At 66.9% G+C, this 12,969-nt stretch carries 13 protein-coding genes; 8 read left to right on the forward strand and 5 right to left on the reverse strand.

Annotation, left to right across the window (positions count from 1 at the left end; all coding sequences use genetic code 11):
* Window positions 1-89 precede the first annotated feature (89 nt).
* Window positions 90-770: an iron-sulfur cluster repair protein YtfE gene (gene ytfE / locus BRO63_RS06365; protein ID WP_054450410.1), complete on the forward strand. Its 681-nt coding sequence runs from the start codon at window positions 90-92 to the stop codon at window positions 768-770.
* 25 nt (window positions 771-795) lie between these two features.
* Here ytfE and BRO63_RS06370 read toward each other — a convergent pair whose 3' ends face one another.
* The gene (locus tag BRO63_RS06370; protein ID WP_088138927.1) at window positions 796-1,104 is read right to left on the reverse strand and encodes a DUF1272 domain-containing protein; all 309 of its coding nucleotides are present in this window, start codon (window positions 1,102-1,104) and stop codon (window positions 796-798) included.
* Window positions 1,105-1,274: 170 nt separating this feature from the next.
* Here BRO63_RS06370 and BRO63_RS06375 point away from each other — a divergent pair, with 170 nt between their 5' ends.
* The 7 genes from BRO63_RS06375 to BRO63_RS06405 all read left to right on the forward strand — a co-directional run bounded on the left by BRO63_RS06375 (window position 1,275) and on the right by BRO63_RS06405 (window position 9,188).
* The gene (locus BRO63_RS06375) at window positions 1,275-2,192 is read left to right on the forward strand and encodes a DUF808 domain-containing protein (RefSeq protein WP_088138928.1); all 918 of its coding nucleotides are present in this window, start codon (window positions 1,275-1,277) and stop codon (window positions 2,190-2,192) included.
* Window positions 2,193-2,385: 193 nt separating this feature from the next.
* Window positions 2,386-3,255 (forward strand): hydrolase, encoded by an 870-nt coding sequence (locus BRO63_RS06380; RefSeq protein ID WP_088138929.1) that lies wholly within the window; start codon window positions 2,386-2,388, stop codon window positions 3,253-3,255.
* A 61-nt stretch (window positions 3,256-3,316) separates the two neighbouring features.
* Window positions 3,317-4,261 (forward strand): ABC transporter permease, encoded by a 945-nt coding sequence (locus BRO63_RS06385; protein ID WP_088138930.1) that lies wholly within the window; start codon window positions 3,317-3,319, stop codon window positions 4,259-4,261.
* On the forward strand, window positions 4,258-5,076 hold the full coding sequence (locus BRO63_RS06390; RefSeq protein WP_088138931.1) for an ABC transporter permease: 819 nt from the start codon (window positions 4,258-4,260) through the stop codon (window positions 5,074-5,076). Before BRO63_RS06385 ends, BRO63_RS06390 begins: the two co-directional genes overlap by 4 nt.
* Window positions 5,076-6,731 (forward strand): ABC transporter ATP-binding protein, encoded by a 1,656-nt coding sequence (locus BRO63_RS06395; RefSeq protein WP_088138932.1) that lies wholly within the window; start codon window positions 5,076-5,078, stop codon window positions 6,729-6,731. Before BRO63_RS06390 ends, BRO63_RS06395 begins: the two co-directional genes overlap by 1 nt.
* A 90-nt stretch (window positions 6,732-6,821) precedes the next feature.
* Window positions 6,822-7,442: a GntR family transcriptional regulator gene (locus BRO63_RS06400; protein WP_088138933.1), complete on the forward strand. Its 621-nt coding sequence runs from the start codon at window positions 6,822-6,824 to the stop codon at window positions 7,440-7,442.
* Window positions 7,443-7,628: 186 nt separating this feature from the next.
* Window positions 7,629-9,188, forward strand: a complete 1,560-nt coding sequence (locus BRO63_RS06405) for an ABC transporter substrate-binding protein (protein ID WP_088138934.1) — start codon at window positions 7,629-7,631, stop codon at window positions 9,186-9,188.
* A gap of 45 nt (window positions 9,189-9,233) precedes the next feature.
* On the opposite strand, the gene BRO63_RS06410 is transcribed toward BRO63_RS06405, so the two are convergent.
* From BRO63_RS06410 to BRO63_RS06425, 4 genes are read right to left on the reverse strand one after another with little or no spacing between them, the layout of a single operon-like run.
* Window positions 9,234-10,229 (reverse strand): Bug family tripartite tricarboxylate transporter substrate binding protein, encoded by a 996-nt coding sequence (locus BRO63_RS06410; RefSeq protein WP_088138935.1) that lies wholly within the window; start codon window positions 10,227-10,229, stop codon window positions 9,234-9,236.
* Window positions 10,230-10,272: 43 nt separating this feature from the next.
* Window positions 10,273-11,199: an allantoinase PuuE gene (locus BRO63_RS06415; protein ID WP_088138936.1), complete on the reverse strand. Its 927-nt coding sequence runs from the start codon at window positions 11,197-11,199 to the stop codon at window positions 10,273-10,275.
* 25 nt (window positions 11,200-11,224) lie between these two features.
* A complete protein-coding gene (locus tag BRO63_RS06420; RefSeq protein WP_256943249.1) occupies window positions 11,225-11,722 on the reverse strand; it encodes an ureidoglycolate lyase in 498 nt (165 codons plus the stop codon).
* Between the two features lies 1 nt (window position 11,723).
* Window positions 11,724-12,362: a GntR family transcriptional regulator gene (locus BRO63_RS06425; RefSeq protein WP_059375022.1), complete on the reverse strand. Its 639-nt coding sequence runs from the start codon at window positions 12,360-12,362 to the stop codon at window positions 11,724-11,726.
* Window positions 12,363-12,969 lie beyond the last annotated feature (607 nt).

Here is a 12,969-nt window from a genome sequence, read left to right on the forward strand (position 1 = left end):
AATCTGCAATTCCTTGATAAATAGCAAGTTTTTCCTGGCATGGATTTCGCGTTGGTTTCTGTACCCGTCACGAACTATGGAGAGACGCGATGAGCATGGTTGAGCAATCCCTGGGGCAATTGGCCCGTAGCATCCCTGGCGCCACGCAGGTGTTTCATGAGTACCAGCTGGATTTCTGCTGTGGCGGCAAGAAGAGCCTGGCCGAGGCGGCGGCCCAGCGCTCGCTGGACGCGGCGCAGATCGAGGCCCGCCTGATGGAGCTGGCGCGTAGCCCGTCCCACGAGACGGATTGGGGGCTGGCGTCGCCGGCCGAACTGGTCGACCACATCCTGGCGCGCTACCACGAGGTGCATCGCCAGCAATTGCCCGAGCTGATCCGGCTGGCGCTGAAGGTGGAGCAGGTGCACGCCGACAGCCCGGACTGCCCGACCGGCCTGGCCGATCACCTGCGCGTGATGCAGCAGGAACTGGAAAGCCATATGCAGAAGGAGGAACAGGTGCTGTTCCCGATGCTGGCCCGCGGCCATGGCGCCATGGCCGGCATGCCCATCATGGTCATGCGCGCCGAGCACGACGACCACGGCGTGGCGCTGGAACGGTTGCTGGCGCTGACCCACGACATCACGCTGCCGCGCGCCGCCTGCAACACCTGGCGGGCGCTGTACCTGGGGCTGCGCACTTTCAAGGAAGACCTGATGGCGCACATTCACCTGGAAAACAACATCCTGTTCGAGAACGCGGCCAGCCCGGCCGCGCACGCGCGCAGTTAGCGCCCGCGCTCAGGCGCCGCAGCAGCTAGCGGCGTTCCGGCGGAATGCCGTCCAGACTGCGCCGCAGGGCCTCGTGCGCGGCCAGGTCGGCCGGGCGGTGCTTGCGCTCGGTGCTGGCCGGGTACTTGCCCAGGAAATTACCGCCCTTGCGGTCGCTGGCCGGGCGCACGGGGCGGGGCGTGAAGCCGCCGCCGCAATTGGGGCAGACATTGCCCAGCAACCCCTCGGCGCAAGTGGCGCAGAAGGTGCATTCAAAGCTGCATATCCGGGCGACGGTGGAGTCCGGCGGCAGCGCCGCATCGCAGTGTTCGCAACTGGGTCGCAAGGCAAGCATGTGGCCTCCTGGGGCTGAAGACGGGTCCAGGCGCCAGGGTAGGCCGGGATGCCCGGCCGCGCCATCGGGGTTACGGACAGAAAAGAAGTGAAAACGGCCAGGCGGACGGCGCCTGGCCGGCGTGCGCCGCCTGTACACTCGAAAATCTTTCGGGGCACAGGGGATACTTGATGGCGGGAAGCAGCTTCTTCGCACTGTTCGACGATATCGCGACCATATTGGACGACGTGTCCGTCATGACCAAGGTCGCGGCCAAGAAAACGGCCGGGGTGCTGGGGGACGACCTGGCGTTGAACGCCCAGCAGGTCACGGGCGTGCCGGTCAACCGGGAACTGCCGGTCGTCTGGGCGGTGGCCAAGGGCTCCTTCATCAACAAGCTGATCCTGGTGCCGGCGGCGCTGTTGATCAGCGCCTTCGCGCCCTGGGCCGTGACGCCCCTGCTGATGGTGGGCGGGGCTTTTCTCTGCTACGAAGGCGTGGAGAAGCTGGCGCACAAGTTCCTGCCGCACGGCGATTCGGACGAAGGCAACCACGCCGCGCGGGCCGAAGCCCTGCAAGACGACTCGGTCGACATGGTGGCCTTCGAGCGCGACAAGATCAAAGGCGCGGTGCGCACGGACTTCATCCTGTCGGCGGAAATCATCGTCATCAGCCTGGGCGCGGTGGCGGACGCAGACTTCACCCGCCAGGTGCTGGTGCTGTCGGTCATCGCCATCGCGATGACGGTCGGGGTCTACGGCCTGGTGGCCGGCATCGTCAAGCTGGACGACCTGGGCCTCTACCTGAGCCAGAAGTCGTCGCAGGTCATGGCCTGGCTGGGCCGGCGCATCGTGGGTGCGGCGCCCTATCTGATGAAGACGCTGTCGGTGGTTGGCACCGCAGCCATGTTCATGGTGGGCGGCGCCATCCTGACGCACGGCATTGCCCCGGTGCAGGCCGCGGTCGACCAGGCTGCCGCCGCGGTCGGTGGGGGCGGGGTGGTGCAGGCGCTGACGGCTACCGCCCTCAATGCCCTATTCGGCATCGTGGCGGGCGCCGTGGTGTTGGGGGCGGTCAGCCTCATCAAGCGGCTGTTCAGGAAAAACTGAAACGCGCGGACGCCGAGGGCGCGTCCAAGCCATCCAGGGGAGCGCCGCGGCGCTCCTTTTTTACGTCCCTAGGGAATCCCCTGCCTTGTCGCACCGGAATGCGTGCGCCTAAAATTGGCGCCAATTTATGTGATCATTATTTCGACCACCGGCATAGACCATTGGCCCTCGCGGCCATGGAAACGAGGAAATCATGCAGTCCAACGCAGCACTTGCCATCCAGCCCGACGCCGCCCGCGCGCGGGCCATGTACGACCTGGGCCACAGCACCGTCTTCGCCGCCCGCTCCGACCCGCGCTTTTCCTATTGCACCTATGTCCCGCCGCACATCGACAGCGCCAGGCATCCGATGCAGCTGGTGGTGATCATGCACGGCACCGGCCGCGCCTTCGTCGAATACCGCGACGCGTTCGCGGAGTTCGCCCGCTGGAACGACTGCATCGTGCTGTGCCCGCTGTTCCCCGTGAGCCCGCTGGGCGACGGCAACCGCGACGGCTTCAAGCAATTGCGCGAAGGCGACATCCGCTATGACGAGATCCTGCTGGACATGGTGGCGGAGGTGGGCGAGAAGTTCGGCTGCGACTTCAAGAGGTTCGGCCTGTTCGGCTACTCCGGCGGCGGCCAGTTCGTGAATCGATTCGCCTATCTGCACCCGGAAAGCCTGTGGGCCGTGTCGATCGGCGCGCCGGGCTCGGTCACGCTGCTGGATCCCAGCCAGGATTGGTGGGTGGGCGTGCGCGATGCCGAGGCCCGTTTCGGCAAGCGCATCGACATCGAAGCGCTCAAGCAGGTCGCGGTCCACATGATCGTGGGCAAGGCCGACCTGGAAACCTGGGAAATCACCCACCGCGAAGGCGGCAAGTTCTTCATGCCCGGCGCCAACTCCGCCGGCAACACGCGTCCCGAGCGCCTGGAGTCGCTGCGCCGCTCGTTCGAAGCGCAAGGCGTGAACGCGGTGCTGGACGTGGTGGAAAACGTGCCGCACGACGGCTTGAAGTGCGTGGGCCAGGTGCAGGACTTCCTGGCCGCCGCCCTGCGCAAGCTGCGGCATGAAGACAACTGAGACCGGCGGACGCGGCGCTTGCGGGCATCCGCGAGTCCGCGGCCAGGAATAGGAGAGGGGCATGCTGCGTTTCGCGCTATCCCGGATCGTCATGGCCATACCGACACTGCTGATCGTGGCGGTGGCTGTGTTCGTGATGATCCGGCTCATCCCGGGCGACCCTGCCCAACTGCTGCTGGGCGACCTGGCGACGCCGGCCGCGCTGGCCGACCTGCGGGAGCGGCTGGGGCTGGACCAGACCTGGCTCACCCAGTTCGGCATCTGGTTCGGCAACATGCTGCACGGGGACCTGGGTTCGTCCATCAATACCGGCCAGCCGGTGCTGCCGCTGGTGTGGGACCGCTTCCTGATCAGCGGCCGCGTGGTGGTGGTGGCGGTGCTGTTCGCCGCGCTGGTGGCGGTGCCGGCCGGGATGATCGCCGCCTGGAAGCAGAACAAGGCGCCCGACCTGCTCCTGGTCGGCACGGCCACGCTGCTGGTGTCGATCCCCACCTTCTGGCTGGGCCTGCTGTTGCTGATCTTCTTCGGCCTCAAGCTGCAATGGCTGCCGGTGGTGGGCTACGTCTCCGTCGGCGAAGACTGGAAGGCCGGCCTGCTGTATTTGGCCATGCCCATCCTGACGCTGTTCCTGCATGAGATCGGCGTGCTGATGCGCATGGCGCGAGCCAGCACGCTGGAAGTGCTGCGGCTGGACTACATCACCCATGCGCGCGCCAAGGGCCTGTCGGAATCCGCGGTGCTGATGCGCCATGCGTTCCGCAACGCCTTCGGTCCCACCTGGACGCTGATCGGCCTGGTGCTGGGCAACCTGCTGGGCGGCATCGCGGTGGTGGAGACGGTATTCACCATCCCCGGGCTGGGACGGCTGCTGGTCGATTCCATCTTCGCCCGCGATTACCCCGTGATCCAGGGCTGTCTGCTGTTCGTGGGCGTGGTCTACGTGATCGTGAACCTGTTCATCGACCTTTGCTATCCCCTCTTTGACCCGAGAGTGACCGCCGAATGAAAAAGCGAATTGCAGCCAACGCGCTACTGGGCGGCGCCATCGTGGCGCTGATGCTGGTGGCGGCCATCATGGGCGCCTTCTGGACGCCGCATGACCCGCTCAAGATCAACTTCGTGGCGCGCCTGAAGCCGCCCGGCGGAGAGTTCCTGCTGGGCACGGATGAATTCGGCCGCGACGAGCTGTCGCGCCTGCTTGCCGGCGCCTCCAGCAGCGTCTGGATCAGCCTGCTGACGGTGAGCTTCGCCATCGTCGCGGGCACGATCGTCGGCACGCTCACGGGTTTCGTGCGGGGCTGGACCGACCGCATCATCATGGCCTTCAACAACGCCCTGCTGGCCTTTCCCGGCCTGCTGCTGGCGCTGGGCCTGTTGGCCGTGGTGGGCGCCAACAAGTACGGCATCATCCTGGCGCTGGGCCTGGCCTATACGCCGTCGGTGACGCGCATCGTGCGCGGCACGGTGCTGTCGCTGCGCGAGAAGGAGTTCATCGAATCCTCGCGCGTGCTGGGCAATTCCGAGCTCTACACCATGTTCCGCCACGTGCTGCCCAATTGCGTGGCGCCATTGACGGTACTGGCGACCTCGATGTTCGGCTGGGTGATCCTGGCGGAAAGCGCGCTGTCCTTCCTGGGCCTGGGCGTGCCGCCGCCGGCGCCCACCTGGGGCAATATGCTGGCCGCCGCAAGGCCGTTCATGGCGCAGGCTTCCTATCTATCCATCCTTCCCGGCCTGGCCATCGCGCTCGCGCTGCTGGGGATCAATCTGCTGGGCGACGCGGTGCGTGACCGCTTCGATCCCCGCATGAGGGGCGTGTAATGAGCGCATTGGTATCGGTATCGAATCTGTCGCTGACCGTCGGCCCCGGCGGGCGCGAAATCGTCAGCGGCGTGTCCTTCGAGGTGGCGCCCGGTGAGATGGTCGGCATCGTCGGCGAATCCGGCAGCGGCAAGACGCAGGCCGCGCGCGCCATCATGGGCCTGACGCCGTCGCCGCTGGTGGTGGCCGGCGGCGCCATCAAGTTCGAAGGCGTGGACGTGACGCAGGCGTCCCCAGCCGCGCTGCGCAAGCTGCGCGGCGCGCGCATCGGCATGGTGTTCCAGGAGCCGATGACCTCGCTGAATCCTTCCATGCCCATCGGCCGCCAGCTGGAGGAGGGCCTGCGGCTGCACCGCAAGGACCTTTCCACCGCCGCGCGCCGCGAACGCATCCTGGAAATGCTGCGCCGGGTCGGCATCCGCGACCCCAAAGGGGCAATGGAGGCCTGGCCGCACGAGTTCTCCGGCGGCATGCGCCAGCGCATGATGCTGGCGTCCGTGATGCTGCTGGAACCCGCGCTGCTGATCGCCGACGAACCTACCACGGCGCTGGACGCGGTGGTGCAGCGCGACGTGCTGGAACTGATGGTCGATCTGACGCGAGAACACCACACGGCGGTGCTGATGATCAGCCACGACCTGCCGATGGTGGCGCGCTACACCGAACGCATGGTGGTGATGCAGCATGGCAAGGTGCTGGAGACCGGCGCCACGGCCAGCATTCTGGAGCGGCCGCAGCATCCCTACACGCGCAAGCTGCTGGACGCCATGCCGCGCCGGCTGCCGGCGCGCCAGCTGGGCAAGGAGGCGCCCATCGTCGAGGTCAAGAATCTGGTGGTCGATTACGCCGGCCACCAGCGCTTGTTCTCGCGCACCGGCGCCAAGCGCGCGCTCAATGGCATAGACCTGCACGTCAAGCCGCGCGAGGTGGTGGCGGTGGTGGGCGGCTCCGGTTCGGGCAAGACCACGCTGGGCCGGGCCATTGCCGGACTGCTGGCGCCGACCTCGGGCCAGATCCTGTTCCGCGGCCAGGCCGTGAACCGCCGGTCGGCCTCCTGGCGCGACTACCGGCTGAATTGCCAGATGGTGTTCCAGGATCCGTATTCCTCGCTGGACCCGCGCATGACCATCGGCCAGCTGGTGGGCGAGGGCCTGCGCATGTTGGACGACATGCCCGCGGCGGAAAAGCGCCGCCGGGTGGACGAAGTGCTGGCCGAAGTGGGGCTGGGTTCCGAATACGCCAAACGCTATCCGCACGAGATGTCGGGCGGGCAGCGCCAGCGCGTGGCGATCGCCCGCGCCATCGTGCGCCGTCCGGCCTTCGTCATCGCCGACGAACCGGTGTCCGCGCTGGACGTGACCGTGCGCGCGCAGGTGCTGGACCTGTTCGCCGACCTGCAGGAACGCCACGGCTTTTCCTGCCTGTTCATCAGCCACGACCTGGGCGTGGTGGAGCAGGTGGCCGACCGCGTGGTGGTGATGCGCGACGGCGGCATCGTCGAGCAGGGCTCGCGCGACGCCGTGTTCGACCAGCCGCAAGAGGAATACACCCGCAGCCTGCTGTCGGCGATTCCGGCGCTGGAATCCACCGATACCGGCGGCGTGCGCCTGCGCTGGCGGCTGGACCAGCAGCAGCCGTTGCGGGCCAGCGCCTGAGGGGCGGGTATCCCTGGGGGCGCCGGCGCCGTCCTCCGGGATACTTACGCATAAAATACGCGCTTCGGATTTGATAGACGGGAGTGGTCCATGCCGAAAGCGGCAACGGCGCAGCCCGGCCTGGTTGATCGCATCGCCCACGATATACAGGCGGGTGTTTACGGTCCCGGCGCCTGGCTGAAACAGATCGACCTGCAGGAACGCTACGACGCCAAGCGTCTGGACGTCCGGCGGGCGCTAGACCAATTGGCCGCCAAGCGGCTGATCGCGCACATCCCGAACCGTGGCTATCACGTCTATGCCATGGATCCGGACCAGCATCTGCAGATCCGCGACATCCGCATCCTGCTGGAAACGGGCGCGGCGGCGGACCTGATGCCCAACGTCACGGCGGCCAAGGTCCGCGCGCTGCGCACCCTGGCCGAACGCTTCGCCAAGCTGCTGCAGGACGGCACGCTGCTGGAGCAGTACGAGGTCAATCTGGCTTTCCATGCGGGCATGTACGACATGTGCCGCAACCGCGAACTGACCGCGCTGATCCAGGAAACTCGGGCCCGCGGCCCGGCGGCGCCGGCCAAGGAATGGGTGACGCGTTCGCGCATCGAGATCTCCGCGCGCGAGCATTTCGACATGGTGGACGCGCTGGAGGCGCGCGACGTCAAGCGCCTGCAGAAGATCATTGCCCAGCACGTGGGGCAGGACATTTCCTGACGCGCCTGGCGCGACCCTCGCCATGCGCATGCGGCGGCCTTCGGAAAGAAGGCCGCCGTTTTTCATTCCGGCGGCGCCTTCAGGGATACCCCCGATAGCGCAGCGGCGCATTCCGCCCATAATGGGCAGCTAATTTTGGCGCCAATATATGCGTGAATTTTGCGCCGCACGCTGGGGAGTCTTTGCATGCACCACGTTTTCGTACCCAGAGCGCTCGCGCTCAGCCTGGCGCTGGCCGCCGCCGGTTCGGCCCAGGCCGCGCTGCTGACCATCGCCCAGCCCGCCGACATCCGCTCGACCAACCCCGGCGTCAACCGCGACAACACCACCGATGGCGTGGTGCTCAATATCGTCGAGGGCCTGGTCGGCTACCGCGAGAACGGCACCGTGGGCCCCTTGCTGGCGAAATCGGTGGACCTGTCGGAAGACGGCCTGACCTATACCTTCAAGCTGCGCGACGGCGTGAAGTTCCACAACGGCGCCGCGCTGACCTCGGCCGACGTGATCTGGAACTGGCAGCGCTACATGGATCCCAAGACGGACTGGCGCTGCCGCAGCGACTTCGACGGCCGCAACGGCCTGAAGGTGACGGACGTGTCCGCGCCCGACGCGCAGACCGTGGTGATGAAGGTGGACCGCAAGTCGGCCGTGTTCCTGGATTCGCTGGCCCGCACCGATTGCGGCATGACCGCCATCATCTCCAAGGATTCGGTCGCGGCCGACGGTTCCTGGATCAAGCCGGTGGGCACCGGCCCCTACATGTTCAAGGACTGGAAGCGCGGCGAATACACCTTGCTGACGGCCTACAAGGACTACGTCTCGCCCGCAGGCGACAAGCCGGACGGCTACGTGGGCTCCAAGCGTCCGCTGGCCGAAGAGGTCAAGTTCCTGGTGGTGCCGGATCCTTCCACCTCCAAGGCAGGCCTGCTGTCGGGCGCGATCGACGCCGCGCAGATCACCAATACCGATGTGGGCGAACTGAAGAACGCCAAGAACCTGACGGTGTTCAGCCCGCATGACGCGGTCAAGCACGTGCTGCTGTTCCAGACCGAGGATCCGGTCCTGAAGAACGTGAAGATCCGCCAGGCCATCGCCGCGTCGCTGGATATTCCGCAGGTCGTGGCCGCCGCCTCCGAAGGCTTGGGCCAACTGAACAACTCCGCCGTCTACGCGGGTTCGGCCTATTACAAGGACGCGGAAAAGCGCGGCTACAAGTATGACCCGGCCCGGGCCCAGCAATTGCTGAAGGAAGCCGGCTACAAGGGCGAGCCCGTGGTCATCTACGCCAACAAGCGCGCCCACGTGCCCAGCTATCAGGTGGCGGTGATCGCGCAGGCCATGATGCAGGCGGTGGGCATCAATGCCAAGATCGAGGTGCTGGAATGGGCCACGCAGCTGGACCGCTACAACACCGGCAAGTACCAGATCAGCTCGTTCTCGTTTTCGTCGCGCCTGGATCCTTCGCTGAGCTTCGAGCAGTTCTCGGGCGACAAGGCCAAGCAGCCGCGCAAGGTCTGGGATGACCCGGCGGCGCAGAAGCTGATCGACGAAAGCTTCCTGGAATCCGATCCGGCCAAGCGCCAGGCGCTGTTCGACCAGTTGCATGCGCTGATGCTGGAACAAACCCCGATGCTGATGCTGTACAACGGCGCCGACGCCTGGGCGTCCAGCAAGCGCGTGGAAGGATTCTCGGTCTGGGAAGGCAAGCCGCGGGCCTGGGAAACCAAGGTCCGCGACGGCAAGTAAGGCGTTCGACTGCGCCGGGCCGCGATTGCGGCCCGGCGCCAACCGCTAGTCGAGCTTCACGCCCGCCTGCTTGATCACCGTCGCCCAATCACGCACTTCATTGCCCAGGAACGCGCTCAGCTCGGCTTGCGTGGACGGCGCCAGGATCAGGCCTTCGTCGGCAAAGCGCTTGCGCAGCTCGGCGTTGGTCAGCACCTTCTCCAGCGCCGGTTGCAGGCGCTGCACCACTTCCGCCGGCACGCCGGCGGGCGCCATCAGGCTGTACCAGGTGGTGGCTTCCAGTCCCTTCACGCCTTGCGACGCGGCGGTCGTCACTTCAGGCAGGGCTGGCGACTTCTCGATACCCGTCACCGCCGCGGCGCCGACCCGGCCGCCCTTGTACTGCGGCAGCATCTCCACCACCTGCGTCACGCCCATGCTCAACTCGCCCGAGGCCACCGCCAGCAGCACCGGCGCGCTGCCCTTGTAGGGCACGTGCACCAGCTTGCCGCCCGTGGCCAGGTTCAGTACTTCGCCGGTCAGGTGGGTGATGCTGCCCGCGCCGGAAGAGCCGAAGGTCAGCTTGCCCGGATCCTTGTTCGCTAGGGCGATCAGCTCAGGCAGGTTCTTCGCCTGCAGGCCCGGATTGACCGCGAACACCAGCGGACTCTTGCCCACCAGCGTGATGGGCGTGAAGTCCTTGACCGGGTCGTAGTTCAGGTTCGGGTACAGGCTGGGTGCGATCGCCAGCGTGGACACGTTGCCGAGCAGCAGCGTGTAGCCGTCCGGCTCCGCGCGCGCCACCGCATTGGTGCCGATGGTGCCGCCCGCGCCGGCGCGGTTTTCCACGATGACCTGCTTGCCCAGCGTGTCGTTCAGTTGCTGCGACAGCGCGCGCGCCAGGGTGTCGGCGGCGCCGCCGGGCGGGAAGGGCACGACGATGCGGATCGGCTTGCTGGGGTAGGCCTCGGCTTGCGTCGCCGGGCTCAGGCCCAGCGCCAGCAACCCGGCCAGGGCCGTGGCCAGCAGGCCGCGGCGATTGATTTTCTGGTACTTCGACATGCTGCTCTCCTGATGAGAAAACGTGGGCGATGCAGAAAACGAATCAGCGCGCGGCGCCCTGGGCGGCCGGATGGTGCGCATGCCAGTGGCGCGCGATGTCGGCGCGCCGGCAGACCCAGACGTCGCCGTGCGCCGCCACATGGTCCAGGAAGCGCGCCAGGCCCGCAGCGCGGCCCGGCTGGCCGACCAGCCGCAGATGCAGTCCCACGGACATCATCTTGGGCGCCGTGGCGCCTTCCTCGTACAGCATGTCGAATGCGTCGCGCAGGTACTCGAACAGGTCCTGCCCCGTGGCCATGCCGCCGCGGATGAACTTGGCGTCGTTGTTGGCCAGGCCGTAGGGCACCAGCAGGTGAGGCTTGCCGCCGACCTCGGTCCAGTAGGGCAGCTCGTCGTTGTAGGTGTCGGAGTCGTAGAGAAAACCGCCTTCCTCGGCCAGCAGCGCACGGGTGTTCAGGCTGGGGCCGTAGCGGCAATACCAGCCCAGCGGACGCGAGCCCACCGTGCGGGTGATCGATTCCACCGTGCGGCGGATGCGCTCGCGTTCTTCTTCCAGCGTCAGGTTCTGGTGCCGTTCCCAGCGCCAGCCGTGCGCGCACACGTCATAGCCCGCCGCCTTGATGGCCTCGCAGACTTCCGGATTGCGTTCCAGCGCCAGGCCGCAGCCCAGTATCGTGGCCGCCAAGCCGCGTTCCTGCAGCAGCCGGTGCACGCGCCAGAAGCCGATCCGGCTGCCGTACTCGAACATCGATTCGGCCGCCAGGTCGCGCCCGGCGAAGCCGCCCGCGCCGCCCTCGGTCAGCCCGGTCTCGGACTCAGCGTCGCCGTCCGGCACCGAAGGCTCGCCGCCTTCCTCGTAGTTGATGCAAAGGTTCAACGCCAGGCGCGCGCCGCCCGGCCAACGGGGATCGGGCGGGTTGGCGCCGTAGCCGACGAAATCGCGGCGCAGGTGCGGATGATCGGTAGTCATAGCGGGGCTAGCCATCGGGATAGGGTCAATCGGAAATCGAAACCAGGGCGTGCGGAGCCGGCGCCTGCCAGAACTCGTCGTCATCGCCGCGGCCGGTCTGGCCCATCAGGACCAGGAACTCCGCCGGCCCCCGCAACACGGTCAGGCCGTGATGCCAGGCGCCCACGCGGTAGCACACGCCCTGGCTGCCGCTCGCGAGAAACGCTTCCAGCCGCGCCATGTCGGGCAGGTCGTCGGCGCCGGTCGGCGCCACCACCACCAGATAGGGCGAGTCCGTCAGCGGCACGAAACTCTGCGCCGCATAGCGGTGGCGTTCCATCAACCGGATCTCCACCGGCCCCGGCGCCGCCGCCTGCACCCGGCTGACCCAGCTGGCGTGCCGCACGACCTCGGGCCCATGCCGCATGGGCTCGGTCAGATGGTGGCGGCGCTCCGCGCCCTGGTGCGCGATCACCTCGCCATACGGCGCGAAGGCCTCCGGCGTGAGCGGCCGCGGTCGGATCATGCGCGGGGATGCATCCATGTCACGCGCCATGGCTCAGATATCCCAGCGAATTCACATAGCTGCGCCGCACGTTCTCCAGATGCGCCGCCATCGCCTGCCGCGCCCGGGCCGATTCGCCCGACAACAGGGCTTCCACGATCGCCAGATGCTCTTCCCGCGCCTGCACCTGCCGCTGCGGCAGCCGCTCCACATCGCACATCCGCACCTGCCGCCGCGTCGCCGTGATCATCGTCGCCAGATTCCGGTTGCCGCAATACGCCGCCACCAGATCGTGCAGCGCGTTATCGACCTCCCAATCCGACTTCTCGTCCGGCGTCTTCGCATCCAGCAAGGCCTGCAACCGCGCCCGCAGCCCTTCCAACGGCTCCGCCGGAATCCGCCCGGTCGCCATCGCCGCGGCCTCGCTCTCCAGCAGGCTGCGGATCTGCAGCAGCTCCAGCAAGTCCGTCACGCCAAACGACCGCACCACGATGGACCCGTTGGACAGCCGCTCCAGCATCCCTTCGCCCAACAACCGATTCATGGCCGCGCGCAACGGCGTGCGCGACACCTCCAACTCATCCGCCAGACGGCGTTCCTCCAACACTTCCCCCGCCGGAATCCGGCGCGAAACGATCTGGTCCAGCAGGGTCTGATAGGTGCGTTGCGTAGCGTTCATGTGTGTTGCGGCGTAAGAAAAAGGCGCGGGCGACAGAGACTTCCAGTTGCCGTCTCGCGCAATGGATGAGAAGGTACCCCACTGGTATCCCAAAGAGATACCAGTAGTATCCCTAATAGGCCGGCCTGATGCCGCCAGCCAATCCGAGAGGAATGAGACGGGGAGAAGAAGAAAAAACCGGAGGGAAAACTGCGGGGAGAGGAAACTGCGAGTAGAGGAAAAACAAGGCCCACGCCAGCGCGCCAGCGCACACTGCCCCGACGCCCCACCACCACGTAAGCTGCTTGCGGCCGCCTGCGCGGCCGCAAGCAGCGGGCCCCGCAAATCTCGCCACTACCCACGGGTCTGACAGCGCAGCGAACCAAGAAACTCGTAGCCCGGCGGCGCGGGCCTGGTGGCTGCGAGCAACCTCGATGCGCCCGAGGGAATCGGAAGGAGTCGCCGAAGGCGAGGACGACGATGACGAAGGGGAAGTCCGGAGCGAACGCTCCGGACCGCAATCGTGGGCGCGAGCAGCCACCAGGCCCGCGCCTCCGGGCGACCTACGAAGACCGCACCGGCACCAGCAACAGCAACAGCAAAAACAACTACAAGAACGCCAGAAGCA

This window comes from Achromobacter xylosoxidans, assembly GCF_002192695.1.
Lineage (GTDB): Bacteria > Pseudomonadota > Gammaproteobacteria > Burkholderiales > Burkholderiaceae_B > Achromobacter > Achromobacter xylosoxidans_C.